This window comes from Bdellovibrio bacteriovorus (assembly GCF_025558485.1).
Classification (GTDB): domain Bacteria; phylum Bdellovibrionota; class Bdellovibrionia; order Bdellovibrionales; family Bdellovibrionaceae; genus Bdellovibrio; species Bdellovibrio bacteriovorus_G.
Window position 1 is genome coordinate 523,547 of sequence record NZ_CP102930.1, and the last position, 24,313, is coordinate 547,859.

The window sequence follows — 24,313 nt, forward strand, 5'->3', positions numbered from 1 at the left end:
CTCCCCAGAATAAAATGATCAGCGTGGGAGAACGTCATGGAAAAACTGTCGCAAACAATCGTGTCAAAAATCACAAATCTGCAAAAGCGTTTGGAATCCGTTCTGGATAATGATTTTGAAGCCAAGGTTGAAGCCAGCGAACGCACTGCCCACTTTGAACCATCCCGCGATCTTTCACTGGTGCGCGGTCTTTCTTTAGGACTTCCTGAAGATCATATCGACCGTGCGATTGTGGTATTTTCCCGTCTGGCAATGCTGTTTGACGCCGGAGTTCTTCTGGAGAACAACGATGCACAATGGAAAGCGCAGGCTTACTTCCATAAAGGTGCCACTCAGCTTTTGAAAAACAATTCCAAAGCGGTCTTGCGTCTGCCACCGATGAACATGCTTTCGGTTTTGACCACCAATTCAGAACAGATGCTGGGTAAACTGCAAATGCAGCATCTGGACCCCGAAAACAAAACCTCCTGTCTGTTGATCAAAGCCAGCCCTGATTTTGCGTTCCTGCTGTTTTCAGGCATGGCCGATCTTTGGTTGAAAGAGCATATCGAAAATGTTCGTAAAGCGCTGATCAACGGACTTGCTGACTAATGACGGACCCCCAAACTTACACCATTTATATTCTTTCAGACAGTACCGGTGAAACCGCCGCCACCATGATCCGTGCGGCGCTGGTTCAGTACACCACCAAAGACGTCAATATCATCCGCTGTAAAAACGTGCGCACCGAAGCACAGGCTGAAGCCGTCATCGAAGAATGTTTCGAGCGTCGTGGAATGCTGGCCTACACTGTGGCCAGTCAGGGTTTGCGCACCAAGATCCGCGAAATGGCTTCGGGAAAAGGTATTCCTTACTTTGATCTTCTGGGGCCTTTGCTTTCCACACTGGACACTTTCTTTGGACAACATTCTGAAGACGCCGTCGGCGCATTGCGTGCCGTGGATGAAAGATATTTCAAGCGCATTGAGGCGATTGAATACACCGTTAAACACGATGACGGAAAAACGTTTGCAGAACTGGACAAGGCTGACATCGTTTTGGTCGGGATTTCCCGCACCAGCAAAACACCTCTTTCAATTTTCCTGAGCCATAAAGGCTGGAAGGTTGCCAACGTGCCCTTGGTGCTGGACACACCCCTGCCAGAAGAGCTTTTCAAAATAGATCAGCGTCGCATTGTGGGATTGATCATTGATATGGATTCCCTGCAAAGAATCCGCAAAAGCCGTCTGGAAAAGTTCGGTCAGGACCCAGGCGGATCTTACGCGTCGATGTCTCACATCGCCAAAGAGATCGAATATGCAGAAAAAATCTTTAAAGTGAACAGACGCTGGCCGGTGTTCAACGTCACCGAACGTGCGCTGGAAGAAACAGCCAGTGAAATCGTGCGTATTATCGCCGCCCGACTGGGCCTGCCGGACAGTGTGATCTTCTAGTACTTGAATTTGATGGTTTGGATTTTCAAGCCATCCATTTCTTTAACAAAAGCCACATAGCCTTCGCCATTCTTTTTTTTGCCTTTAAGTTCCATGCAGTAGAACTCGGACTTTATTTTAGTTGGCTGAATTTTATTTTGCCCGGTGCAGTCCTGCAATCCGGTAAACTCGTACCCAATATCCAAAAGCTGCAACAACTGATTCTTCTCGGGTGCGACCAAGCCCGAGGCCAGATACCCACTGGCACAGGAGGTAAAAACATCCTGCGGAGTTCGCTTGGAACAAGCTCTGAATTCTTTCCAGACCTTGTTGGCCTCGCTCAACGAAGCTTGTGCCCGCATCACACTGAAACTGACAGTAACAATGGCCAGCACGGCAAGAAGTCTCATCGCACACCCTGACCTTTCTTTTCACCAAACAGTTTAAAGAGCAGATAGTTGGCTCCGCCCCCCATAACGGCCTGAGCAGTATCGACGACGTCCTTGGTGGTCATGGCCGAAGCCTTTTCCACCTGAGAAGTTCCGGTCCCCAGACAACGCGGGTGCAAAAGCAAAGAAGCAAAATCGCCGTTTTTGGATTTCATCTGCTCGCAAGGGCCATCCACTGCCGGGCATTTTTGCCCCCATTTGTCGGTGACTTTTTTTATCGCCTGATACATTTCCTGATTCGCATAACTGTTGCAGTTGATGGTTTCATCCATCGACGGCACAAAGTAGTCCTCGATTTTAAATTCCCGGTTCTTAACAAAGCGCCCATTCTTACAAACGGCAATAGCGGGCTTGCCATCAAAAAGATCGCGCCAGAAGTAAAGCCCCTGATAGTTGGCCGACAGATCGGCATAGGACTTCACTCCGGGGCGTTGCAATCCCCAGGTGGCTTGTTCCTGCATAACTCCCACCTCCAACGCCTTTTTTACTTTGTCTTTGGGAAGTAACGGGTCTTGCCCGATCATGTCCCAGTAAGTCGCCCCATGCGCAAAGAAGTGATCAATCTTATCCAAGCCGATATAAAAAATCTGACCGTTAATATCCACCTTATAGGATTGAGAAAAATAAAGGTCCGTATAAGGACGACCCGCACGGTAAGGGACCTCCTTGGCAGAACGAGGCCCCGCAATGGGTGCGTTCACGTAAACGGCCTTATACACTTGTGGCAAATTGCGATCCAGATCGTCCTGAACAAAGTCCAAAAACTTTTTCCGGTCACAACCGAACCTGGCAGGAAACTCTTGCAAATTCATATCCAGAACTGCATTAATTGCCTTGTTGATTTCTTCATTAGCGACAACTGCTTTGGTGTCGCGACGGGCGGAAAAATTGTCGGGCTCTCCCGCACTGACGTTCCAAGATAAGAGAAGGACAAATAAAAAGGCCATGGATCTATTATCCAATGGCCCTTTATGTTTGCCCAGACTCATTGCCGGAACATCCTGAGATTCAGACCTAAGCCGCGCGCACTAAGGATTCTCGCCGCGTTTCCCCGCCCAGAGCCACAATCCTTCCGGCCCTGCTTTTAGGATAAAGCGGTCTTCCATTGAGCTTTCAAAAGTCATCTCAAACATCTGCGGGAAATCATTCGTTGCCACAAAGGCCTTCACACTGCGGCCTTGGATCGCCACAACTTCAGAAGGCAGGAAGCGAATCGTGCAGGTGGCTCTGACATCTTCACGGGCACATTCAATTTTCACACTTTCATCCGCCGTCAACCAACGGAAACGGCTTTCTGCACCCATGGCATCCATGAACTGCTGAATACGACCATAGGCCGCTCGTTCATTCAACAAAACACCCACTTTTTCAGCGCGATGAAAAACCGCCACGGAATCCGCCGCCGCAAAAACTTGTGCGGAAGTCATCATCCCCAGAAAAAATAAAACTGCTCTTTTCATAAAACCTCCTGTTTGTCAGACTGCGCTCGCCCTTGAGAAATTACCCACTATTTCTGGAATGGTGTAATGCCCTTGCAAGACTTTGCCTGTATTCCCGCACCGTCGCACAAAAGCGATGGCTCGTGATCGGCAACCCCCGCTACTCTTTCACAAAAATACCAAGGAGACACCAATGAAAAAAATGTTTTTATTGATTCTTACTTCGTTTGCAATTGCCGGCACCGCCGGGGCGACGGAGACCTATAGCTCGGCGCAGGATATTCCTGAAAATGCGACTATCGAGCCCATCTGGAGCCTTCAGTTTGAACGGCCAACCTGTCCCAAAGGTTTTTTAGTTTCAAAAAAATACTGCTGGAGCAAATCCAAGCATTGCTTTGAACATTGCGGCTATGTCTGCGTGAAAACACCCAAGCCCAATGACCCCAGCGAGCGTCACTAATTTAGACACTCCTGCAAGTTTTGCCCAGAGGATTTAAGGGGCTGGACACAGCCCCTTTCTGCTTTTACTTTCGCCCTCTATGTCTCGTCTGGTTCTTGCTATTTTGACTATTCTGATGTCTTTTTCTGCTGCGGCTTCATCCTGTGTGCCCAGCGACCAATCCTGTGACTTCTACGCATGTAAAGAGCGCGAAAATGCCTGCGGACGCAAAGGCTACTGGCAAAACTTCGGGTATCCTTACTGTCAGAAATTTTTGAATGATGAAGTCCGTTTTTCACCTCAGTCCCAGATCTGGCTTCAGGATGTTCGCTATTGTTTACAGGACCGCATTCAGGAAGTTGCCGAAGGCACCAGCTGCAAAGATATGCACACCATGGCCATGGACAGTCACGTCAGTTGCTATGTGGATACAGGATTCTGTGATTTAACCTATATGGAGCAGATGCGTATTTACTGGTATTTGAAGGGAGCTTTGCGAAGTGCAGACACTTGGCGCGAGGCTTATCTTCTGAAACAAGCCTGCGCCAATCGTTTTAAATAGTTCTATTAAGCGGCTTTCCAGCCGTCTTCATCCATTTCAGCGTGTTCTGACGGCGCTTTTGCCGTCAGAGTCTTGGCTGGAGCCGGCTGTTCGCCACTGCCATACACAACCGTATTCAGTTCATCCACCACATTCTTCATGATCGCTGCCTGAGAATTGATTTCTTGCGCTGTTCCTGCGATTTCCTCTGAGGAAGCCGCGTTGGACTGAACCGACTGATCCAGTTGATTCATCGCTTTGGAAATCTGCTGAATCCCTGTGGACTGCTCTTCGCTGGCCATGGAGATTTCATTGTTCAGATCCGCGACTTTCTTAACGGAAGTTACAATATTCTTCAACATCTCGCCGGATTTATCGGCCTTGTGCGTGCCGCGGTCAATTTTTTCCACAGATTCCTTGATCAAGCCTGTGATGTCTTTGGCTGCACTTGCAGAACGTTGCGCCAGTGTGCGCACCGCTTCGGCAACCACCGCAAAGCCCTTACCATGTTCACCTGCACGAGCCGCTTCCACAGAAGCATTCAAAGCCAGCAGATTCGTCTGGAAGGCAATATCGTCAATAACGTTGATAATCTCTTCAATCTGCTTGGAAGACGCAGAAATTTCGTTCATGGAGGACAACAGCTCGCCCATTTCCTTTTCACCCTGAACCGCTGTTTCTGAGGACTGTGCCGACAAGGATGCCGCCTGTTTGGCATTGTCTGAATTCATTTTCACCATGGAAGTCATTTCTTCCAAAGCCGCGACGGTTTCTTCCAAAGAAGCCGCAGAGGAACTGGAGGATTCAGACAAGGACTGACCGGCAATGGACAACTGATGAATTGCAGAGGATACCAGATCACCAGAGCTTTGCAGTTTATTCGCCAAACCACTGACAGAATTGGAGATCATACGCGCAATCACCATTACCGCCACTAGCAGAATGAAGATACCGGAAAGGGCAATCACCACCTGAGTCCACACCATTGCACTGGCTTCAGCCAGCACTGTGCTGGTGGGCGTTCTCACGATCAAAGCCCACGGTTCTTGCGTGTTACCCAGATTCATCGGGGAAACCACATACAGATATTCCTGATGATCTTTTGGATCAACACCTGTGATCGTCAGTTCTTCACCTTTACTGATGGCCGCTTTGAATTTTTCAACTTCAAATGGATAATCCGCTGGCTTGGTGATCATCTTTTCATCGGGATGTGACACGTAATTGCCATTTGCCGTCACCAGATAAGCTTCGGAAGTTTCAAACGGTTTCACACCGTTGGCTTTGCTTTGGATGTCTTTCAACGGAAGGTCCACACCGGAGTTACCGACGAACTTGCCATCAACAAAGATAGGTACAACAGCGGAGGTCATCAACACCTGAACACCGTCAATTGGGTATAGGTAAGGTTCAACCATGGTTTCCTTACCACGCGCCTGAGGCACCAGATAATAGTCACCCTCACCGGCCTTGCCGTAACCCACCAACGGAGTCAAAGAGGACTTGCCACCTTCCCAGTTCAGATAAGGTACAAAGCGACCGCTGGCATCGTGACCTTGTACAGATACGTAGTCAGCATCCTTACCGTCCCAGGCATTGGGTTCCCACCCCGTCCAGGTGCCGATCAGGAATTTATTCTTTTCCAGAATTTCACGCAGAGCTTCGGCTACTTGAGAACGGCCTGTGTTGTTGCGCTTCTTAAATGACTCCAAAATATGCGCCATGTTGCGCGCAATATCCAAGCCCCGCTCGACATCCAAGCGCATTTCGGCAGCGTAGGCCCGTGCGGTGGCAACAGTTTTATCTGTCGCGGCTTTTTTTGCAGTTTCATGGCCGTTGCGAGCCATCAAAAAGGTCATCGTTCCCAATACAAGTAAAGCAATCAAAATAATAGGAACTGCCAACTTGACCTGAATAGAATAGTTTTTCTTCATTTAAGACTTTCTCCCGAAAAGAATCTGAACCTTTTTTCGGAAGAAAGTGATCCCAAATGAATCCTACAAAGGTCTAACCTTTTTCTTGTTGGGCCAATGTTTGATAGAAGACCTCGACCAAGGCCTTGCTGTCAGAGTTCTTTTTATAATAGAACATCAGATCAATTTCGTAGTGCATGTCTTTAACGTACACACGATTCAGGCGGCCTGAACGCACCTGCTTTTTGATGGAGTGAGCCGGCAGAAAGCCCCATCCCAGTCCGGCCTCGATCACACGCTTTAAAGTCCCCACGTTGGAAGACTCGAAAATAGAGCTGACCTTGGCCCCTTGTGATTGAATCTTGCCGTGAAGTTCGCTGTAAAACGCGGGGAACTCCTCGGTGAAATCCACCAAGGGGAAAGCGCCCATGTCCTTCACCAGGATCTGCTGAGGCATCTTTTCGTCTTTGCTGGAACCGACCAGCCACATTTCCTCTTTCAACAGGAAACGCTGCTCGCTGCCATCAAGCTCGGACGCAAACTCAGTTTTGGTGTCAGGCAGAATCAAAACATCGTACTGACCTTTTCTATATCCCTTGATCAGCTCTTCGCCACGATCATATTCAATCTTCAGGGTCAGCTCGGGATTATGGCGCATCAAGCGTCCCACAATGGGACTCATCACATGCAACCCCAAAGAGTTCAGTGTCCCAATTCGCAACTGCCCCTTCATTTGATTGCCGATGGATTTGATGGCGATTTCCGCCTGCTGGGTCAGATGAATGATTTTTTTTGCGTATTCATAAAGAACCTCCCCCTGAGGGGTGGCTTTAATGGAGCGTACGCCCCTTACCAGCAGCTCCACACCTAGATCTTCCTCCAGGTTGCGAATCTGCTGGGAAACTGCGGGCTGGGTCAAATAGAGCTTGTCCGCTGCCGCAGTCATGCTGCCCTCGCTGATGACGGTCACGAATGTGGTCAGCTGATAAAGGTTCTTCACAGGAAATCTCCCTTTTTTGCTCTTTGATCCCAGAGGAAATTGTTATTATACTTACTGCACAGCCTACTTCGGTGAAGCCGAAGTGTAAAAGCTTAAACCAGTACAGCACCGAGGTCTGCATGAAGTTTCGTTTGTTAGCATCACTCGCCGTTATTCTACTCAGTTTTAGCGCCCATGCAAAAGTCTTTCGTAATGCTTACATCGCATTTGAAATGCCGGAAACCTGGAAATGTAATCTGGAGCAAACCGAATGGGTCTGCCGAAGTGAACAAACCAAGGAAGCCAAAGAAGCCATCATTATCCTGACCGCCAAAGAAGTCGGACCGACTGACACCTTTGCCCTTTATGAGTCTCACTTGAACACCCCTATTTCCATAGCCCTGAAAGGCGGCGGTTCCTCCGAGTCCAAAATTGTCTATAAATCCAAAAGCGTCCAGATCAATGACCAGACATGGGTGGATTCCCTGCATTTGGGGTCCGAAGTTCCCAACTATTTCACACGCTATCTGGCCACGATCAAAGATAAAATCGCCATCCTGATCACATTCAGTGCACACAAACAATACTACACAAAGTACAGCCAGGACTTCTTCAAAGCCGTGATGAGTTTGCGAGTGATCGCCTCCAAAAACCTTCTGGCGAAACCGGAACTGGGCCCGATTCGCCCGGGCTCAGAAACCCTGGGAGCCCCGATCAGTTCTGCAATGCCAGCCGATATGCTTCAGGGTGAAGAGGATGGCGGCAAAGGGAATAATAAAACCCTTCTGCTGGCCGGCGCCATCCTGCTGGCAGCACTGGGAGCATACATCTTCCTGAAAGCCCGCAAGAAACGCAGATAAGAATCAGATCTTAAAGCTTAAAAAACAAAAACCCCACAGCTTGATCAGTTGTGGGGTTTTTATTTATTCCTGCTATTGTCTTTTATTTCATTCGTTCAATCACTGGTTTGTACTTTTCAAACTGCGGAATGATCTTTTCATCCCCATATACCAGAACCTTGAACTTCGCAGGGTTTACAGCTTTCTTAAAGGCTGCATTGGCATCCTTTGGCTTGATCGCCCCCACGTTCTTGTTAAAGTCAGTCAGGTAATCCACCGGAATTCCGTAAAAATCCAAAGCCAGCAGATTATAAGCCAGTCGATCCGCTGTTTCGATGGCTCTCGGGAACTGCCCGATCAGCTGGTTGCGACCGGCAGACACTTCAGCTTCTGTCGCCCCGGTATTCACGAAATCATTCAGAACCTTCAGTGCTTCGTCCAATGTCTTTCCGGCGGTTTCATTTTTAGTGAAGGTCACGATGTCGTAGCTTCCACGCTCTTTGCGAACATCGAAGAAGGAATAGATCGAATAGGTCAGTCCCAGATCATCCCTGACTTTTTGGTTCAGGCGACTGGCAAAGCTGCCACCGACAGTTTCATTCGCCAGACGCAGTCTTAGATAATCCTGATCTGCACGGTTGATCCCCACCTGACCGATGCGAATTTGCGTTTGCTGCAAACCTTTTTTCACAATCAGTTTCACCTGCAGGGAATCACTCACCGGCGGAGCTTCCACTTTGACTTCCGGAATCGTGCGCTTGGTCCATTTGCCAAAGACCTCCTGCACACGATTTTCATAAGCGGCATCGTAATTACCCACCACAGCCAGCATGGAATTGTTCGGACGGAAGAATGTCAGGTAGTGCTTGATCACATCCTGCTTACTGATGCCTTTCAGACCTTCCGTTGTGCCATTGGTGTCACGGCCATACGGGTGATTGCCAAAGACAAAGTGATCCATTTTTTCATCTGCGAAAGAGGACGGATTATCGACCTTCTTTTGCAGGCCCGCCAGCATCTGGGAGCGAATGCGGGCGATTTCCGCATCTTTAAAGGCCGGATTCATGGTCACATCAGAAAACAAATCCAACAATGCCTGTGATCCGGTCGTCAAAGAGTCCGCATAAACCGTCGTTGCATCCGCACTGGGACTGATATCCAAAGATGATCCCAACTGACCAAATTCATCCGCCAGTTTCAGCGCATCGCGGGTTTGCGTGCCCTGCTCCAGAAGATAAGATGTCAAGGCATTCAGGCCCGGCTTGCCGGAACCTTCCTGCATACTGCCCGTTTTAATCATCATTGTCAGACTGACCCGGGGCAAAGTCGCATCGTGAATAAAGTAAACCTTCAGACCATTTTCCAAAGTGACTTCTTTATACGGCTGCAATTTGAAAGAGCCATTGCCTCTGGTGACATAGCCTTCTGTCGGTGGTTTCACGGTATTTTTAGAAGAGCTGGAACAAGCCACCAGAACAGAACATACAAGAGGAAGCGTCAAAGCTGCGATAAATATTCTCATGACTATTGTTCCTTCTTCACTTTGGGTTCAAGGGTCACAATGGATCGTTGTGTTTGTTGTGTGTATTTATCCGCGACACGCTTGATATCGTCCGCCGTCACCGCCTGATATTTTTCCAGATCAGTGAACAGGCTTTCATAGGTGCCATTAACGATTTCATTCACGGCCAAGGCACGGGCTTTGCCATCCATGGTTTTTAAACTGTCCACCAAATCCTTCATCACTTGAGTTTTCGCCTTTTCAAGCTCCAGCGGAGTGACTTTCTGATTACGCAGTTTCCAGATTTCATTGTAAACCAGATCCAGCGCCTCTGCCGATCCCAGACCCGGTTTCATGTTCACACCCACCGCAAACATCCCCTGATCTTTCATGGAATAGTTGTAGGCATATGCGGAAGTCGCCACTTGTTTCTGATACACCAGACGTTTGTGCAAACGACTGGAGCTGCCATTACCCAAAATATTTGCAGCCAGATCCAGGGCATACATATCCGGATCGCCCTGCTTCGGGCTTTGGTAAGCCACCACAAAGGATGTATTCTGCACGTCTTTGCGCAAAGTCGCATTTTGCTGGGCTTTTTGCATTGGCTCTGTCGGATATTTTCTTTCCGGCAAAGGTTTGGATGGCAATTTGCCATAGTACTTTTCAATCAGGTTTTTCACTGTGGATGTTTTGAAATCACCAACGACCACCAGGACCGCATTATTCGGAACATAGTAGGTGTTATAGAAGTAACGAAGCTTGTCAGAGTCATAAGCCTCGATGTCTTTCATATAGCCAATCACGGGCCACTTGTAAGGATGCACTTTAAACAGTGTCCCCATCATCAGTTCGCGCAACAACCCCATGGGATTGTTGTCCACACGCCAGCGGCGCTCTTCTTTCACGACCTCTTTTTCACTTTTCAGATCTTCCGGACTGATCAGAAGGGAACTCATGCGGTCCACTTCCATATCCATCACCAGCTCCAGTTTTGAACTTGGCAGATTTTCATAAAAGCCGGTGTAATCATTGGTGGTGAAGGCATTATTCGTAATGCCATTTTCATGGAAGATACGATCAAAGGATTTGCCGTCATACTTCTTGGCACCTTTAAACATCATGTGTTCAAGCATGTGTGCCGCCCCGGTCACGCCCGGAGATTCGTCGCGGGAGCCCACACGATACCAAGTGTGATAGCTTACCATTGGCACCGCATGATCTTCCAAAAGAAGCACGGTCAGTCCGTTATCCAGAACAAATTTAGTTACGGGAAGAGAAAGTTTCAGGTCCGGGCTGCGTTCAGTCCATCCTTTGATGGTCCCGATCACATCCTGCTTTGGCGCAGGAGCTGGTGACGGTTCGACGGCGTAGGCAGAGACAGCAAGTCCCAGCCCCAAGAGCAAAGTTGAAATCCGTTTCATAGGTGCTTCTTTCGTTGGTTAATACAGAACGACTCTGCACCTAGTTTGAAACCGCAGGGCTATGATGACAACGAACTTCAGGACTTTTAAGACTTTTGGCAGGATATTACAGGCCGGATTACTGAACGACGAAGTCCGAGAAGAAAACATCCTTCACGATACCACGACGAAGAATGCCATTCACTTCCCCGGCAATCTTGTCCTTCAGGAACAGCTTGCCTTGAATGCTGTCCAGATCCGCAAAGAGTTTATCATTCAGCAGACGCACAATGCGATCGCGAGCTTTGGCGCGGTTTTCAGGTTCCATCACCTCTTCAAAACCTTCTTTGCCCAGCATTTGCAGATTGATTTCCAGACGGATGGTACGCTTAGGCTCCCCTCCCAGATTCACAGTGAATTTATCCATGGTATAGATCAACGGAGCCAGATCCGCTTCACTCGCCGTGGAGGCCAGTTCGCGCTCGGCATCCTCTTCCGTCACCTTGGGACTTTCCCATCCCATCGTCGAGGCGTAAACCATGTAGGCCCCACCACCCATAACGGCAAGATTCAGCACCGCAAAGGCCACCTGGAAGATCATTGCCATATTACGTGGTTTCGCGGTCGATTGCTCTTTTTGTTCAGCCATGTATAAACCTCTATGTCATAGATTTTATCGGTGAGACAGGCTTAGGTCTTAAGATCTTAGACCTCATTATTTACAACTAAATTATTCGAAAAACGTCCAACCTCTGGACACCTGAGGACAGCCACTTGACAAGATCAAGACCTTTTCGGGCATAATAAGAACATGAGACGTTTCCTCACGGGCTGTGCTTTACTTTTCCTCAGTCTGCCGACCATGGCAGATCCTGTTGTCGCGCCCAAATCCCAAATTGAGAAAGAACTGCTGCCCGCTTCTTTGTTGCAGATTTCAGAAACCGAAGCATTTTCCCGCTACGTCATTCTGGTCGATAAAGAACAGCGCAAGCTTTCTGTTTTTGAACGCAATGGGGAACTCATTCAAAAAATCACCGAGTACCCGGCTGACATTGGTAAAATGGGCGGCAACAAAACCAAACGTGATGATCACAAAACGCCGGAAGGCATTTACTTCCTGCAAGAACGTTTAAGCCAGCCAAAAATTCCATTCAGTCTTTATGGTGCCCTGGCCTTCACCACCAACTACCCGAACCTTTTCGACAAGCGTGAAAACAAAACCGGTTCCGGTATCTGGCTGCATGCGATCCCTGATTCTGTACCTCTGACCCGCGGTTCCCGCGGCTGCGTGGTGGTTCGCAATGATGTTATCAAAAAACTTGCCGACTATATCAAACTGGGCGAAACCCCGATTCTGATCTTTGATCATGTGGATTATGTCAGCAAAGACGAACATGACAAGCGCCGCGGGGAATTAAGCAGCTTTGTGGAAAGCTGGAGACAAGCCTGGGAAAATCAGGACATTGAAAAGTACATGTCCTTCTATGATGCTGGCTTTAAGGCTCCGGGCTTTAACTACAATTCCTGGATGAGCCATAAGAAGAACCTGAAATCCAAGTACGAATACATCAAGGTTCACCTGTCCCAGCCCTACATCGTTCAACACAACGATCAGCTTTTGGTAAAAACACTGCAACGTTATGAGTCCGACAAACACGTCGATTATGGCGTGAAGACCATCTATGCTTTGAAGTCCGGCGACTCTTTCAAAATCATTCGTGAAGAATGGGCGCCATTTAGTCAAAACGAAGTCACGGCGGCGATTGCTCGTGAAAACTCCATGACAGCATCCTCGAACAAAACGCAATAGTTCGCGACGGATCGCGTACTTATCCCTCACTGATTTCACAGGCCTGAATAAAAAAAGCACAACCATTTATCGTGGTTGTGCTTTTTAGTCCCCTGAAAGTTTACAGTTGGGGCGGATCAGATCACTCGGGAATTAGTGAGAGTCTTCATCCTTCGTATTTTTACCGTCCATAGTGAACGTTTCTACGTTGTGAGAAAGATCAGGAAGCTGCTCAAGGTGTTTCTGCCATTCTTCTTTGGACAATTCACCTGCGCTGATTTTGTTTTCAGTCATACGCTTATCATACTTCAAATTCTTATTAGCCTGAGCCAAAGACATAAAAACTCCCTTTTGCGATCGAGCCCTTTTTTATAGCCCAAAAAACGGGCCCCGTCCAGTTAGTTCCAATATTTAGGAGGCTTGTCGTTCTTTTCGTTTTTATCGTTATTGACGACCAAACGCAGGTTCCGGCTCTTGTTTTTGGACTTCTTCCGAAGGTCATTGCGATCCAGCCAGCCCTTGGTTTTCAGGCAGATAAAGCCCGAAACAATCCCGCCCAAATGGGCCAAATAAGCCACTTCCCCACCACTGACACTAGAAGTCATAAGGGACGCCAATTGCACCAGCCCCATCAAAGCCACAAAGTACTTGGTCTTCATCGGGAACAGCATAAAGAAGTAAACAATGCGTTCCCCGAAGATCAACCCCTGCGCCAGTAACAGACCGAAGACCGCCCCTGAAGCCCCCACCACCGGAACAATCAATCCGGTCTGAGAACCCGTGGTCAAAGCATAGATCCAAACACCCAGGCAGTACAAAATCGCCGCACCAATGCCGGATACGAAGTAATAAACCAGGAAGAACTTGGAACCCCAGCGCTGCTCAAGCTCAGCCCCGAAGAACCACAGCATCAGCATATTAAACAGAATATGCGTGACCTGCATCGAATGCAGGAACATGTATGTGCCCAGTTGCCATATCTGGAAATCAAAAAGAACTTTCCCCGGGAACAAACCGAAGATCGACGTGAAAGGAATACGCAAGAAACCTTCCAGAATCACTTGGAACACGAACCAGATAGCCACATTGATGATCAGCAGCCACTTCACCGCAGGGGTCAGTGGAGCCGTTTGGAAAGTCACGCCTCTATTCATATTTTCTTAAAATACTCCAAACCTTCTCGTAGGTCTGCTCAAGACTTTCAACCAAGACCTTGGTCTCAGCAATCAAAGGGAAGAAATTAAGGTCCCCGGTCCATCGTGGAATGACATGATAGTGCAAGTGCTCAGGGATGCCGGCCCCGGCCACCGCGCCATGATTCAGGCCCACGTTGATGCCACCGGGTTGATAAAGCTCGTTTAACGCCTTCATCACCAGACGAATGGTGTTTTGCAGATCCATGTATTCTTCATCAGAAAGTTTTAAAAGGTCGCCGCAATGACGTTTGGGCAAAACCAGCAGATGTCCGCTGTTATAAGGAAACTTGTTCAAAACGACCATGGAATGTTTGGTCTTAAACGCGCAAAGAGTGTCAAAGCTGACTTTTTCTTCTGAGGCCCGGCAGAACACACACCCTTCCGGCTTGATCAGCTTACGCACGTATTTCATGCGGTCAGGGCGGAACAGGACATCTCTTTCCATCGGCCAGATGTCTTTGGCTATCTGGATTTTCCCATGAACTGCCGCCGGTCTTTTTATCGGGGCTTTCTTTTTGGGGGATGTCTTCTTGCGGGCCTTTTTGGCTGCCATGCTTACTCCGTGCTGTCAGTGAAATAGCTGGAGGTGCCAATCAGGTGATTTTCCACAAAGAAAACCATCATACAGTTCTTACGCATCTCAAAGCCAATTTCAGTTTTATTTCCACCCGCAGGATTCAACAAAACCAACTCTGTTTCAAGCTGCGGTGTCTCGCACACCAAAGGTTTTAGCTCAAACACAGTGACTGGCACATAACCACCGCCGCCGGTGATCCCGATAAATTCAAACTTCTGCCCGGTTTTAAAGATCACTCCCGGTGCGGGTTCAATATCTGCGGTCAGGTAATAGTAACCCTTCCAACGAATATCAAACCAAGGCTGGGGTTGACGCGGGTCCTGAGGATTGGCCTGGGCCAATCCGGCAAAAAGCACTGTCAGCAAAAAGATCCCCAGAGCTTTCATGACTTACTCCCAGTAACCAGGCATTAGCATCAATGGCTGGTTCAAATATTTCGCACGCAGAATGTACTTCATCGCACCCTCCATGTCCGCGCCAAAGGATTTTCCTTTCATGATATCAGCAAATTCGGACATGCTGTTCAGGTCATCTTCGCTGTCACCGCCGCCCAGATCAAAGATGCTGACTTTCTTTTTGGGAATTTCAAAGACCTCATAATTATCACCCAGCTTTGCTGTTTCCGCCGCCAGCTTCACAGCGTCTTCATAATAGCCTTCCTGATCCGCGAAGCCCATCTTAACAGCTGTGGCCCCTGTGAACACACGTCCATCGGCATATTCAGAAACAACATCCTCTTGAAGTTTACGTTCTTTCACCACGGTGCCTTTGAATTGCGCATAGACCTCATCGATCATGCTTTGGAATAAAGTTCTTTCATCTTCACGCATCGGACGGTATTCCGCACCAGAGTCCTTGAATTTCCCGGAAGTGATGGAGTACCGGGAAATCTTCGCCCAGTCATAAAGCTTTTCAAGATTTGCAAATTCCATGATCACACCGATAGAGCCCACCAGCGCCCCTGGAGCCACCACGATTTTGTCACAGGCCACGGCAGAATAATAAGCGCCGCTGGCCATGATGCCGGTGCTGACACAGATCACTGGTTTTTTGATTTCATCGCGCACGCGCTTGATCTCTGCAAAGATTTCCTGGGAAGGTCCGACAGAACCACCTGGAGAATTGATGCTGATCAGAATCGCTTTGACCTTGTCGTCTTCACGGTATTTTTTAAGATTCTTGATGAATTTCTTGCCGTTAAGAATAACGCCGTTCATTTCCAGATGCAGAATGGTGTTTTTTGCTGTGACCTTTTTATCCGGGCTGCCGAAGAAGTCGCCGCCCATTTTCAACAGAGCCCCCAGGCCCACGAAAACTAAAAAGATGATTACCAATTTTTTGAAAAAGCTGCCCTTCATATCGGCCCCCGAGCGGATGAATGAAAAAGGTCCCTTTTCAAATAAAAAAAGGGACCCTACTAGGGTCCCCTTTTAAGACTTGTCAGTCAATCGTACTCGACCGGCTGAACCCTTGCGGGTCAGCCTTTGGTCTTGAACGAATTACTGCTTGTCAGTTTTTACGTTTTTCAACTGGTCAGCGAACAAGTCACCGAAAGTGGACTTGGAAGTCGCAGTTGCTTTTTTAACGTAATCGTCAACGTCCGCTTTTGCTTCGCGAAGTTTAACTAGTTTTGCAGACAAACCGATCTTACGAGCGTCTTTGTCGATAGAGATAACTTCTGCTTTTACAGATTGACCTGGCTTAATGAATTCTTCAACAGAGTTGATTTTATCTGTTGTTAGTTCAGAAATGTGGATCAAACCTTCGATATCGGATTCAAGCTCAACGAATGCACCGAAGTCAGCTGTTTTAGTGACTTTAACGTCGTGTTGAGTGCCGATAGCATATTTGTTCTCGATGTTTGACCAAGGGTCAGACTCAAGTTGTTTGATACCCAAAGAGAATCTTTCGTTCTCGATGTCCACGCCCAATACAACCGCGCGAACTTTTTGGCCTTTAGTGTAAAGCTCATTTGGATGATTTACACGTTTAGTCCAAGAGAAGTCAGAGATGTGAACCAAACCGTCGATGCCTTCTTCGATGCCGATGAAGATACCGAAGTCAGTTACAGACTTCACTTCGCCTTCGATGATCGTACCTGGAGCATAAGATTCTTTCAATTCAACCCATGGGTTGGCTTGAAGTTGCTTCATGCCCAAGCTGATGCGGCGGTTTTCAGTGTCTACCTCAAGAACTACCACTTCAACTTCTTGATCAACAGCTACGATTTGAGAAGGGTGTTTTACACGTTTAGTCCAGGACATTTCAGAAACGTGGATCAGACCTTCAATGCCTTCACCAAGCTCAACGAATGCACCGTACTCAGCCAAGGAAACAACTTTTCCTTTAAGCTTAGTGCCTGGAGGATAAGAAGCCTTCACAGATTCCCAAGGATCTGCATGAAGCTGTTTCATACCCAAAGATACGCGTTCTTTTTCTTTGTCATACTTAAGAACTTTAACTTGGATTTCGTCACCAACGTTCAACATCTCAGAAGGATGTTTTACGCGGCCCCAAGACATATCAGTGATGTGCAACAATCCGTCCATACCACCAAGGTCGATGAACGCACCGTAGTCAGTGATGTTCTTAACAACACCAGTAACCACAGAACCTTCTGCCATAGTGTCCAAAGTTTGAGAACGCAAACTGTCGCGTTCTTCTTCAAGAAGCGCACGGCGGGAAAGAACGATGTTGCCACGCTTTTTGTTGAATTTGATAACTTTGAATTTGAACTTTTTGCCCAAATAAACGTCCATGTTGCGAACCGGACGCAAATCGATTTGGGAACCAGGCAAGAATGCTTTAACGCCGATATCAACGCTCAAGCCGCCTTTAACTTTAGCAACAACAGTACCTTCGATAACTTCTTCGTTCTCTGCTGCTTTAGAGATATCAGTCCATGCACGAAGCATGTCTGCTTTATCTTTAGAAAGAACGATCATGCCGTTTTCGTTTTCGATACGGTCGATCAAAACTTCTACCTTGTCGCCAGCTTTCACTTCGCGAACACCGTCAACGATACGGAATTCATTGATCGCGATCAAACCTTCAGACTTGTAGTTGATATCAACAAGAACGTAGTCAGACTGAACTTCAACTACAGTACCTGTTACAACGTCGCCGACTTTGAAGTCTTGCTCTTTCATGGATGCTTCGAATAGAGAGTCGAAGTCACCTTTTTCAGATTTTGCATTCAAAATGCCAGGATTTGCTGGGACTTTGGAGTCCTCTGCATCCAAGAAAGCTAGAACTTTCTGTTTTTCCAATTCGGCCTTGTTCAATTGTTTTGTCATATCGTGTTTTGTAAACCTCCCACGTAGTAAGATCTCATGGACCCTACCCGTAACCTTTCTTCGCACTTAAGGCGAATCACTGGTTTAGCGACCTAAGGGGCTGGAAGTCAAAGGTTTTACGCGCCTTGTTGCCGATTTAAGAGTTCCCGGATTATGCGAACCTACATTCCCCTTAGGAAACCTAGACCTGACGGCACTCAGATCAAATGTATTGGATCTGAGTCGCCCTATGGCAAAAGTCCCCGATAGATCTCGCGGACTTTTCCTCTCATCTCTTTGGGCAGGGATTTTTGAAAATAGTCATAGATTCGGCTGCGGACGTTCTTTTCCTCCACCACTTTGGAGATCTCTTTGATCGTGCTCTCTCCCCACGGCGTCTTTTCACAGGATGCGCGCACCGAGATATACGCCGGAGCCTCTTTCACCGCGAGATACTTCAAGGCCCCCGCCTCGCGCCCCTTGCGGTGATCCCATTCCTCCAGATAATACGACAGCACCCCATCCAAACGATTTTTTTCCAGCATCACAAAAAGGCCACCGACCGCCTGATCACTGACGTGACGATAGGAATCCTTCGCCCGAACGATCAGACGATCAATCTGATTGGAATAAGACCGGCCCTGCACCACGCCCAGACGGAAATCACCTGCCTGCACCAGCTTGGTCAGCTCCATTCCGTCTGCTGTTTCATACTGTTGAAATTTACTGTAGGAACCCGGCGACATCACCAGCCCAATTGGCAGCGCCCGGGCCACCTCGGCGCCAAAGATCAGATAGTGAGATCGTGCCGGTGTGTCCTGCAACAGCAAAGTGCAAAAATGCCGGTGCGATAAAAACAGTCTTTCCGCCCGCAGAAAAGACGCCCGGACAAATTTATGTTCGTACTGTGGCAGTGATCGCACCAGTTCGCGGTAAATTTCCGCAAAGGGCCCTTGGGATTTTTGAATATCGACGTTGGCGCCATCAGAAGAAAGTAAAATAAAAGGAGGAAAATCCGTCATCGCCCATTGAATGGTTTCGGTCTTCGGTTTTTCCACCGCCAAAACCCAACTGCCCACCATAGACATCAAAGTTGCAATCCACAGGATTTTCATTGCCCCATGATAACAAGCTCAGCGTCAGGGCTCTATGTGATTTCCAACACTAGACAGGACGCAGACAGGTGTTCTAATCAACTTTACTGCGAACAAACTGTTCAACTTTATCAACGACCTGTTCAAGATTCAGAGTCGTTGTATCCACCACCAAAGCATCCTCTGGCACAGCCATCGGGGCCACCTTGCGTGTGGAATCCTGCAGGTCTCTTTGCTGTTGCGCCTTCACCATGTCTTCATGGTCCAAGCCAAGCTCTGCCGCACGACGGGCCGCACGGTTCGCACTATGTGCCGTCAGATAGACTTTCGCTTCAGCCTTGGGGAAAACCACAGTCCCGCAATCACGCCCTTCCGCCACCAACCCCTGAGGGCCGTCAGAACAACCGCGTTGCGCATCCAGAAGGGCCTTACGCACTTCTGGATAATGACTGACTTTGCTGGCAAAATTACCAACGTCTTCATGAGCAATCAGATCTGTAACGTCCTGATCCTGAAAGAACACACGGGTGCGGTCCTCGTTCATTCTCACACTCCAGACCGGATTGTGAGTCAGCTCTGCCAGATTTTTGACGTCATCAAGATCGATTTGCAATTGAAGAGCAGCAAATGCCAAACCACGATAGAAAGCACCTGTGGAAACCCACTGCCAGCCCAAACGACGAGCCAGCTCACGACTTACTGAAGATTTACCAGAGGCCGCAGGGCCATCAATCGTAATAACCATTCCCATAATTCTCCAAAACTACAGCGGCGGAATTTCTTTTAGAACTTCTGCCAAGGCCTTTAAGGCGGCCTCATTTTCATGCTCCAGCCCTACACTCAAACGCAGATGCGTCTTGAACCCATAGTTCAATAGCGGTCTCATGATAATCCCACGACGTAACAAGGCTTCGTTCACCTTGGCGGCGTCACGGAGAGTGTCAAACATGACAAAATTTCCCTGAGATGAAATGTACGGCAGGCCTAATTCTTCTAACTTCTTGTAGAAGTAATCAAGCCCTTTCCAGCAAATCTGCTGCGATCGCTCAATAAATTCTTTATCTTGCAGAGCCGCATTTGCAGCCACTTGCGCTAAATCGTTGACATTAAATGGTTTGCGCACCCGGTTAAAGACTTCAATGGTTTCTGTTGGCGCAATCATCGCCCCAATACGGAAACCCGCCAGACCGTAGATTTTAGAGAAAGTGCGAAGAACGATCAGGTTCTTGTACTGCCCCATATAACTTTGTGCAGAGGCATAGTCTTTCGCACGTACAAATTCGTTATAAGCCTCGTCGAAAATCACCATCACATCGTCACGATTGCCGACTTTTTCCAGGAAGGATTCGATTTCCGCCTTGGTGGCATAGGTGCCCGTCGGATTGTTGGGATTAGAGACAAAAATCAAACGGATGTTTTTTTCCGGATGAGCCAGGAAATAATCCGCCACTGCCGGAAGATCAAAACGATATCCCGCCGCCATTGGAATTTTATGAATAACCGCACGATTGGCCGGAGCGCTGACTTCATAGGCATTGAACGCCGCGACTGATGTCAAAACACCGTCTTTGGGCTCACAATATATGCGCGTCAGAAGATCAATCAGCTCATCACTGCCATTGCCAATAGCAAGTTGTTTTGTCGGGAAGCCCCATTCTTTTGACAGGGTTTGCAAAAGTTCATAGTGGGAAGGGTCCGGATACAGATTCTGATGTTCCAGGGCCGTTTTCACCGCTGCCATGGCTTTGGGGCTAGTACCCAAAGGATTCTCGTTACTTGCAAGCTTATACACCGTCGTGAGCCCGTACTCACGTTGTGTCTCGGAAATCGGTTTACCAGGTTTATACGGCACCAGATTCAAAATTTCGGGAGAAATCTTCACTTTAGAATCCTTTTCTTAGAGAGAATATTTTGCTATACCTGATCGCCTAACTTAATTCCAGTGTAAATTCATTAGAGAGCGTTCTAAAATGCAAAACAGCCTCTTGCTGGGAGTGAGTGTCGGTGATTCGTTCGCTGAGTTCTCTCTCCTGTCAGATTCCAATTCCCTTGCGCAGAAAAGAGTTTATCTTTCTCGCGAGAACCTTAAGGCGTCACTGACCCAATTCGTGGCCCCTTACAAAGATCAACAGATTTCCAAGGCTTTTATCAGCCTGCGTGTTCCTAAGAAACTTCTGGATCACCGCCTGAGCGGCGCTGTGGCCCACGTCAGCACCGAAGGTGTTGAACACTGGCTGGATATCTGCGGTTCCCCGGAACACACGCTGACCAACAAAGACCTGCAATTTTCTGTGCGCGAACGCATTCTGGCCGACGGTCAGATTGAACTGCCTTTGCAAAATGAAGAGATTGAAGCCATTGCTGCCAAAGTGCAGTTGATGGATTGCAAAAAAGTCTGTTTGAACTTCCTGCACTCGGCAACAAACCCCGTGCATCTGGAACAGGCAAAAAAAATCTTCCAGGAAAAAGGCCTGGAGGTTTTTGTCCCGGAAAAATCCGACAATCCTCACGAAGTCAGCCGCTGGACTAAAAATGCCCTGAACGCCACCTTGTCCGGTGTGTTTTCCGAACTAAAAAGTGAATTGTATGCCGGCCTTGAATCCGCCATCGACAAAAAGAACATCCACTTTTTGGATAGCGCCGGAGATCTGTTCCAGGACGAAAATCAACGCGAAGTGGGAAGTCTGTTTGCATCCCTGTCTGCCTTGGGATTGGCAGATCCCTCCAACTCTGCGGATATTTTATATCTGGGCCTTGAACAGTTCGCCCTGATCTCTCCGTCCCAATGGGAATCCGCATGGCAAAGTCCATGGGGACCGGTGGAAGTGCGTCGTTTGAAAACACACACTCTGGGCATTCAGCCGACTCTGGGCATTCAGCTGAACAGCTTCAGCCGTTTTGATTTTTCCAATCATCAGGAGGCGTGGGAGCCGGGGCCAATGTTCCTGGGTCGCGGCCAGAAAATGAGCTTGCTGGATCTTTGGTCCGACAACTCGAAGCTTGCAAAAATCGCAGGCCTTGAGGACCGTGTTTCCACACAAGGTATTCAGCGTTTTAAAAATGCTCTTTTAACCCTGTCCAAAATCAGTTCTTTGCGCGACACGGATTTGCATCATCTGACCAAAGAACTGCAAAGCCTTAGTGTGCAGCGCCTGGCAATGGAAAGTCGCCTGCGCCGTCAAACCAAAAAACTAAAGGTCACGGGTCCCCTGGCTCCGCTGTTTGCGAACATCTTTAAAAAAGACCCGCACACCACCATCCTTGATCAGGAATTCTGCGAGTCCGAATCCACAGCATTGTGGGGCGCTCAAGCCCTGAAAGGGGCCCAGTAATGAACTATCAGATTGAACTTCTGCATTCTTTATTGAATGACTTTTTGGTGGGCGAATCCGCATTGATGACTTTGGATGGGGACGTTCTGGCCGTGCGCGGGCAAATGCCTGTGACTTACGGCACCCTGACCACCGCCGCAACCACGGCCGCAAAATATTTGAAATTGCAGGAAGGCGATATTGCCCTTCTGAATGATCCTTACAGCGGCGGCAGTCTGCTTTCTGAAATGACCTTTGTTATGGCCGTTTCTGAGGACCTTCTGTGGGTGACTCGTCGGGCTCTGGATACGAAACTCACTTTGGTGAAATCCGTGGAGGAAGAAGGCCTGCGCATTCCGCCGATGCCTTTGCGCCAGAACAATCAGGTCAATGAAATGATTCTGACGGCCATGCAGGCCCATCCGGCCTGTCCGCCAAAATTTGTGGAATGGCTGAAAGATCAAGTGCAGGACCTGAGCCTGCGCGCACAAAAACTGATCGAGGCGATTGAATTCACCGGCTTCACCATCACAGGCGAACTGATCGAAGACTATTTGAAACTTTGCAAACAGGCCGCGACTCAGAAAATTTCTGAAAGTGCTTCAGGCGAAGCGCGTGTGGACGTGGTTCTGGACAGCGGTGAGCTGCTGCGTCTGACTTTGGAAATTCAGGATGGAAAAGTGTCCATGGATTTCAGCGGCACCAGCGCGGCAAAAACTGTTTCCCTGACAGAGTCGGCAACTTACGGCACCTGCTTCCACGCAATCAGCCGTCATTATGGCTTCACTGATTTGGCAAATAGCGGGTCCTTTGCGGTTCTGCAAATTACCAAACCTACGGGCTGCTGGTTGGTGGGAAAATATCCCGCACCCACTTACAAAGGTATGACTTGCGGTGTGGCGGCTTTGCAGTCCGCGATTGAATTGGCCTTGGCGCAAATTCATCACAAACAAGAAACCTCCCTGAGCGGCCACTGTGCTTTGCACTTTGATTTGCGCTCGGGCGATAAGCACCATCTGCTGCGTCTTCCCGGTGGCGAAGCCGCCCAGGCGGACCGCGATGGCTCCTGCGCCACTCTGAATCCATTTTCTTTGGAGCAGTTGGAACGTGATTTCCCCGTCAAAGTTTTGCGCGTGGATCAACGTCAATCCAATGGCGGCAAGGGTAAATTCAACGGCGGTCGCGGTTTGATTCTGAAACTGCAAATGCGTGAGGAGGCGGAAGCCACCTGGCTGGCAGATTTGACTTTGCATCGTCCCCGCCTGTTGAAAAACTGCTCTCATGGGGATCCCTGCGAGGTGCTGATTGAAAATGGTGAGGCCGCCAAACAACTGCCGGTCCTGGGGCAGCAAAAGTTCGCAAAACAAGACGTCCTGACCCTGTGTTCAGGATCAGGCGGCGGTTACGGTCGCTCTGAGCAATAAAAGTTTTCTTCTAAAGACCGGCCTCATGCCGGTCTTTGTTTTTTGGCACGTTCGCAACAAGGGCAGCTCTGGCGCCTCGGGCGGAGCAGTGCTAAAATAGCTTTTATGAAAGCACTGATCACTTTACTTATCGCACTGGGTATCAGCTTTGGTTGTCTGGCACAGACAACCCCGTCCAAGAAAGGAAACAACGTGAGTTCTTCAGAAGTGACTTATCTGGCAGGTGGATGTTTTTGGGGCATGGAAGATCTGCTGCGCAAACTTCCCGGTGTCTTGCAAACCGAGGTCGGCTATATGGGTGGCGACACCAGGAATGCCACCTATAACATTGTGAAAACCGGCACCACCAATCACGCCGAAACCGTGAAGATCACCTTTGATCCGACAAAACTAAAATATCAGGATCTGCTGCTTTACTTCTTCAAGATTCACGACCCCACCACCACCAACCGTCAGGGCAATGACATCGGCACTCAGTATCGCAGTGCTATTTTCTATACCTCTGACAAACAAAAAGATGAGGCCGAAATCGTGCGCGCTCGCGTGGAAAAATCCGATGCCTGGAAAAATCCCGTGGTCACCCAGATCGTCAAAGCTGCGGACTTCTGGAGCGCGGAAGAATATCATCAGGATTATTTACAGAAGAACCCGGGTGGATACACCTGTCATTTCGAAAGAAAGATTGAGTTCAAGTAATATAGGTTACATCTAAGAAAGGTCCCCGTTTTATCC

Annotated in this window: 26 protein-coding genes; 9 read left to right on the plus strand and 17 right to left on the minus strand. The window is 48.5% G+C overall.

Going from position 1 to position 24,313, the window contains the following annotated elements:
• The first annotated feature begins 36 nt into the window (after positions 1 to 36).
• Positions 37 to 591 carry a GTP cyclohydrolase gene (locus EZJ49_RS02690; RefSeq protein WP_262554103.1) on the plus strand — a complete coding sequence of 185 codons (555 nt, stop codon included), beginning with the start codon at positions 37 to 39 and terminating at the stop codon, positions 589 to 591.
• A complete protein-coding gene (locus tag EZJ49_RS02695; protein WP_262554105.1) occupies positions 591 to 1,433 on the plus strand; it encodes a pyruvate, water dikinase regulatory protein in 843 nt (280 codons plus the stop codon). Before EZJ49_RS02690 ends, EZJ49_RS02695 begins: the two co-directional genes overlap by 1 nt.
• Here EZJ49_RS02695 and EZJ49_RS02700 read toward each other — a convergent pair.
• The 3 genes from EZJ49_RS02700 to EZJ49_RS02710 are packed head-to-tail and all read right to left on the minus strand — an operon-like array spanning position 1,430 to position 3,321.
• Complete coding sequence (locus EZJ49_RS02700; protein ID WP_262554107.1) at positions 1,430 to 1,822, minus strand: hypothetical protein; 393 nt, start codon at positions 1,820 to 1,822, stop codon at positions 1,430 to 1,432. The two genes, EZJ49_RS02695 and EZJ49_RS02700, sit on opposite strands and share 4 nt — an antisense overlap.
• A complete protein-coding gene (locus EZJ49_RS02705) occupies positions 1,819 to 2,850 on the minus strand; it encodes a hypothetical protein (RefSeq protein ID WP_262554109.1) in 1,032 nt (343 codons plus the stop codon). The genes EZJ49_RS02700 and EZJ49_RS02705 overlap by 4 nt, the downstream gene beginning before the upstream one ends.
• Before the next feature lie 39 nt (positions 2,851 to 2,889).
• A complete protein-coding gene (locus EZJ49_RS02710) occupies positions 2,890 to 3,321 on the minus strand; it encodes a hypothetical protein (RefSeq protein WP_262554111.1) in 432 nt (143 codons plus the stop codon).
• A 172-nt stretch (positions 3,322 to 3,493) separates the two neighbouring features.
• Here EZJ49_RS02710 and EZJ49_RS02715 point away from each other — a divergent pair, with 172 nt between their 5' ends.
• Together EZJ49_RS02715 and EZJ49_RS02720 are read left to right on the plus strand one after the other, a co-directional pair.
• Positions 3,494 to 3,760 (plus strand): hypothetical protein, encoded by a 267-nt coding sequence (locus EZJ49_RS02715; RefSeq protein WP_262554112.1) that lies wholly within the window; start codon positions 3,494 to 3,496, stop codon positions 3,758 to 3,760.
• A gap of 79 nt (positions 3,761 to 3,839) precedes the next feature.
• The gene (locus EZJ49_RS02720; RefSeq protein ID WP_262554114.1) at positions 3,840 to 4,301 is read left to right on the plus strand and encodes a hypothetical protein; all 462 of its coding nucleotides are present in this window, start codon (positions 3,840 to 3,842) and stop codon (positions 4,299 to 4,301) included.
• A gap of 5 nt (positions 4,302 to 4,306) precedes the next feature.
• On the opposite strand, the gene EZJ49_RS02725 is transcribed toward EZJ49_RS02720, so the two are convergent.
• Positions 4,307 to 6,214, minus strand: coding sequence for a methyl-accepting chemotaxis protein (locus tag EZJ49_RS02725; RefSeq protein WP_262554116.1), 1,908 nt, complete (start codon positions 6,212 to 6,214; stop codon positions 4,307 to 4,309).
• Between the two features lie 73 nt (positions 6,215 to 6,287).
• Complete coding sequence (locus EZJ49_RS02730; protein ID WP_262554118.1) at positions 6,288 to 7,193, minus strand: LysR family transcriptional regulator; 906 nt, start codon at positions 7,191 to 7,193, stop codon at positions 6,288 to 6,290.
• A 119-nt stretch (positions 7,194 to 7,312) separates the two neighbouring features.
• Here EZJ49_RS02730 and EZJ49_RS02735 point away from each other — a divergent pair, with 119 nt between their 5' ends.
• Positions 7,313 to 8,032, plus strand: coding sequence for a hypothetical protein (locus tag EZJ49_RS02735; protein ID WP_262554119.1), 720 nt, complete (start codon positions 7,313 to 7,315; stop codon positions 8,030 to 8,032).
• An 82-nt stretch (positions 8,033 to 8,114) separates the two neighbouring features.
• On the opposite strand, the gene EZJ49_RS02740 is transcribed toward EZJ49_RS02735, so the two are convergent.
• The 3 genes from EZJ49_RS02740 to fliL all read right to left on the minus strand — a co-directional run bounded on the left by EZJ49_RS02740 (position 8,115) and on the right by fliL (position 11,564).
• On the minus strand, positions 8,115 to 9,533 hold the full coding sequence (locus tag EZJ49_RS02740; protein ID WP_262554120.1) for a M16 family metallopeptidase: 1,419 nt from the start codon (positions 9,531 to 9,533) through the stop codon (positions 8,115 to 8,117).
• A 2-nt stretch (positions 9,534 to 9,535) separates the two neighbouring features.
• Positions 9,536 to 10,936, minus strand: a complete 1,401-nt coding sequence (locus tag EZJ49_RS02745; RefSeq protein ID WP_262554121.1) for a M16 family metallopeptidase — start codon at positions 10,934 to 10,936, stop codon at positions 9,536 to 9,538.
• Between the two features lie 118 nt (positions 10,937 to 11,054).
• Positions 11,055 to 11,564 carry a flagellar basal body-associated protein FliL gene (gene fliL / locus EZJ49_RS02750; RefSeq protein WP_262554123.1) on the minus strand — a complete coding sequence of 170 codons (510 nt, stop codon included), beginning with the start codon at positions 11,562 to 11,564 and terminating at the stop codon, positions 11,055 to 11,057.
• Between the two features lie 162 nt (positions 11,565 to 11,726).
• On the opposite strand from fliL, the gene EZJ49_RS02755 reads away from it, so the two are divergent.
• Positions 11,727 to 12,725, plus strand: a complete 999-nt coding sequence (locus tag EZJ49_RS02755) for a murein L,D-transpeptidase family protein (RefSeq protein ID WP_262554125.1) — start codon at positions 11,727 to 11,729, stop codon at positions 12,723 to 12,725.
• 132 nt (positions 12,726 to 12,857) lie between these two features.
• Here EZJ49_RS02755 and EZJ49_RS02760 read toward each other — a convergent pair whose 3' ends face one another.
• From EZJ49_RS02760 to hisC, 9 genes are all read right to left on the minus strand, one after another.
• Positions 12,858 to 13,043: a hypothetical protein gene (locus EZJ49_RS02760; protein ID WP_262554127.1), complete on the minus strand. Its 186-nt coding sequence runs from the start codon at positions 13,041 to 13,043 to the stop codon at positions 12,858 to 12,860.
• Positions 13,044 to 13,102: 59 nt separating this feature from the next.
• Positions 13,103 to 13,858 (minus strand): rhomboid family intramembrane serine protease, encoded by a 756-nt coding sequence (locus tag EZJ49_RS02765; protein ID WP_262554129.1) that lies wholly within the window; start codon positions 13,856 to 13,858, stop codon positions 13,103 to 13,105.
• The gene (locus tag EZJ49_RS02770) at positions 13,851 to 14,453 is read right to left on the minus strand and encodes an HIT family protein (RefSeq protein ID WP_262554130.1); all 603 of its coding nucleotides are present in this window, start codon (positions 14,451 to 14,453) and stop codon (positions 13,851 to 13,853) included. The genes EZJ49_RS02765 and EZJ49_RS02770 overlap by 8 nt, the downstream gene beginning before the upstream one ends.
• A 2-nt stretch (positions 14,454 to 14,455) precedes the next feature.
• Positions 14,456 to 14,863: a hypothetical protein gene (locus EZJ49_RS02775; protein WP_262554132.1), complete on the minus strand. Its 408-nt coding sequence runs from the start codon at positions 14,861 to 14,863 to the stop codon at positions 14,456 to 14,458.
• A 3-nt stretch (positions 14,864 to 14,866) separates the two neighbouring features.
• Positions 14,867 to 15,835 carry a signal peptide peptidase SppA gene (sppA, locus tag EZJ49_RS02780; protein WP_262554133.1) on the minus strand — a complete coding sequence of 323 codons (969 nt, stop codon included), beginning with the start codon at positions 15,833 to 15,835 and terminating at the stop codon, positions 14,867 to 14,869.
• A gap of 141 nt (positions 15,836 to 15,976) precedes the next feature.
• Entirely contained in the window at positions 15,977 to 17,773 is a 1,797-nt protein-coding gene (locus EZJ49_RS02785) for a 30S ribosomal protein S1 (RefSeq protein WP_262554135.1), read from the minus strand.
• A gap of 227 nt (positions 17,774 to 18,000) precedes the next feature.
• On the minus strand, positions 18,001 to 18,867 hold the full coding sequence (locus tag EZJ49_RS02790) for a TIGR02285 family protein (protein ID WP_262554137.1): 867 nt from the start codon (positions 18,865 to 18,867) through the stop codon (positions 18,001 to 18,003).
• A 73-nt stretch (positions 18,868 to 18,940) separates the two neighbouring features.
• Positions 18,941 to 19,597, minus strand: coding sequence for a (d)CMP kinase (cmk, locus tag EZJ49_RS02795; protein WP_262554138.1), 657 nt, complete (start codon positions 19,595 to 19,597; stop codon positions 18,941 to 18,943).
• Positions 19,598 to 19,609: 12 nt separating this feature from the next.
• Positions 19,610 to 20,728 (minus strand): histidinol-phosphate transaminase, encoded by a 1,119-nt coding sequence (gene hisC / locus EZJ49_RS02800; protein WP_262554139.1) that lies wholly within the window; start codon positions 20,726 to 20,728, stop codon positions 19,610 to 19,612.
• Between the two features lie 88 nt (positions 20,729 to 20,816).
• On the opposite strand from hisC, the gene EZJ49_RS02805 reads away from it, so the two are divergent.
• The 3 genes from EZJ49_RS02805 to msrA all read left to right on the plus strand — a co-directional run bounded on the left by EZJ49_RS02805 (position 20,817) and on the right by msrA (position 24,277).
• Positions 20,817 to 22,178: a hydantoinase/oxoprolinase N-terminal domain-containing protein gene (locus EZJ49_RS02805; RefSeq protein ID WP_262554141.1), complete on the plus strand. Its 1,362-nt coding sequence runs from the start codon at positions 20,817 to 20,819 to the stop codon at positions 22,176 to 22,178.
• The gene (locus tag EZJ49_RS02810) at positions 22,178 to 23,581 is read left to right on the plus strand and encodes a hydantoinase B/oxoprolinase family protein (RefSeq protein WP_262554143.1); all 1,404 of its coding nucleotides are present in this window, start codon (positions 22,178 to 22,180) and stop codon (positions 23,579 to 23,581) included. The genes EZJ49_RS02805 and EZJ49_RS02810 overlap by 1 nt, the downstream gene beginning before the upstream one ends.
• A gap of 105 nt (positions 23,582 to 23,686) precedes the next feature.
• Positions 23,687 to 24,277 carry a peptide-methionine (S)-S-oxide reductase MsrA gene (msrA, locus tag EZJ49_RS02815; protein ID WP_262554145.1) on the plus strand — a complete coding sequence of 197 codons (591 nt, stop codon included), beginning with the start codon at positions 23,687 to 23,689 and terminating at the stop codon, positions 24,275 to 24,277.
• The last annotated feature ends 36 nt before the right edge of the window (positions 24,278 to 24,313 follow it).

Excerpts from the sequence above, each read along its gene's own strand:
- EZJ49_RS02700 (WP_262554107.1), bottom strand. The coding sequence starts at position 1,822 with ATGAGACTTCTTGCCGTGCTGGCCATTGTTACTGTCAGTTTCAGTGTG.
- EZJ49_RS02695 (WP_262554105.1), top strand. The coding sequence starts at position 591 with ATGACGGACCCCCAAACTTACACCATTTATATTCTTTCAGACAGTACC.
- EZJ49_RS02705 (WP_262554109.1), bottom strand. The coding sequence starts at position 2,850 with ATGAGTCTGGGCAAACATAAAGGGCCATTGGATAATAGATCCATGGCC.
- EZJ49_RS02745 (WP_262554121.1), bottom strand. The coding sequence starts at position 10,936 with ATGAAACGGATTTCAACTTTGCTCTTGGGGCTGGGACTTGCTGTCTCT.
- fliL (WP_262554123.1), bottom strand. The coding sequence starts at position 11,564 with ATGGCTGAACAAAAAGAGCAATCGACCGCGAAACCACGTAATATGGCA.
- EZJ49_RS02715 (WP_262554112.1), top strand. The coding sequence starts at position 3,494 with ATGAAAAAAATGTTTTTATTGATTCTTACTTCGTTTGCAATTGCCGGC.
- EZJ49_RS02725 (WP_262554116.1), bottom strand. The coding sequence starts at position 6,214 with ATGAAGAAAAACTATTCTATTCAGGTCAAGTTGGCAGTTCCTATTATT.
- EZJ49_RS02690 (WP_262554103.1), top strand. The coding sequence starts at position 37 with ATGGAAAAACTGTCGCAAACAATCGTGTCAAAAATCACAAATCTGCAA.
- EZJ49_RS02785 (WP_262554135.1), bottom strand. The coding sequence starts at position 17,773 with ATGACAAAACAATTGAACAAGGCCGAATTGGAAAAACAGAAAGTTCTA.
- EZJ49_RS02720 (WP_262554114.1), top strand. The coding sequence starts at position 3,840 with ATGTCTCGTCTGGTTCTTGCTATTTTGACTATTCTGATGTCTTTTTCT.
- EZJ49_RS02810 (WP_262554143.1), top strand. The coding sequence starts at position 22,178 with ATGAACTATCAGATTGAACTTCTGCATTCTTTATTGAATGACTTTTTG.
- EZJ49_RS02775 (WP_262554132.1), bottom strand. The coding sequence starts at position 14,863 with ATGAAAGCTCTGGGGATCTTTTTGCTGACAGTGCTTTTTGCCGGATTG.
- EZJ49_RS02805 (WP_262554141.1), top strand. The coding sequence starts at position 20,817 with ATGCAAAACAGCCTCTTGCTGGGAGTGAGTGTCGGTGATTCGTTCGCT.
- msrA (WP_262554145.1), top strand. The coding sequence starts at position 23,687 with ATGAAAGCACTGATCACTTTACTTATCGCACTGGGTATCAGCTTTGGT.
- EZJ49_RS02760 (WP_262554127.1), bottom strand. The coding sequence starts at position 13,043 with ATGTCTTTGGCTCAGGCTAATAAGAATTTGAAGTATGATAAGCGTATG.
- EZJ49_RS02735 (WP_262554119.1), top strand. The coding sequence starts at position 7,313 with ATGAAGTTTCGTTTGTTAGCATCACTCGCCGTTATTCTACTCAGTTTT.
- cmk (WP_262554138.1), bottom strand. The coding sequence starts at position 19,597 with ATGGGAATGGTTATTACGATTGATGGCCCTGCGGCCTCTGGTAAATCT.
- EZJ49_RS02740 (WP_262554120.1), bottom strand. The coding sequence starts at position 9,533 with ATGAGAATATTTATCGCAGCTTTGACGCTTCCTCTTGTATGTTCTGTT.
- sppA (WP_262554133.1), bottom strand. The coding sequence starts at position 15,835 with ATGAAGGGCAGCTTTTTCAAAAAATTGGTAATCATCTTTTTAGTTTTC.
- EZJ49_RS02765 (WP_262554129.1), bottom strand. The coding sequence starts at position 13,858 with ATGAATAGAGGCGTGACTTTCCAAACGGCTCCACTGACCCCTGCGGTG.
- EZJ49_RS02710 (WP_262554111.1), bottom strand. The coding sequence starts at position 3,321 with ATGAAAAGAGCAGTTTTATTTTTTCTGGGGATGATGACTTCCGCACAA.
- EZJ49_RS02770 (WP_262554130.1), bottom strand. The coding sequence starts at position 14,453 with ATGGCAGCCAAAAAGGCCCGCAAGAAGACATCCCCCAAAAAGAAAGCC.
- EZJ49_RS02790 (WP_262554137.1), bottom strand. The coding sequence starts at position 18,867 with ATGAAAATCCTGTGGATTGCAACTTTGATGTCTATGGTGGGCAGTTGG.
- EZJ49_RS02755 (WP_262554125.1), top strand. The coding sequence starts at position 11,727 with ATGAGACGTTTCCTCACGGGCTGTGCTTTACTTTTCCTCAGTCTGCCG.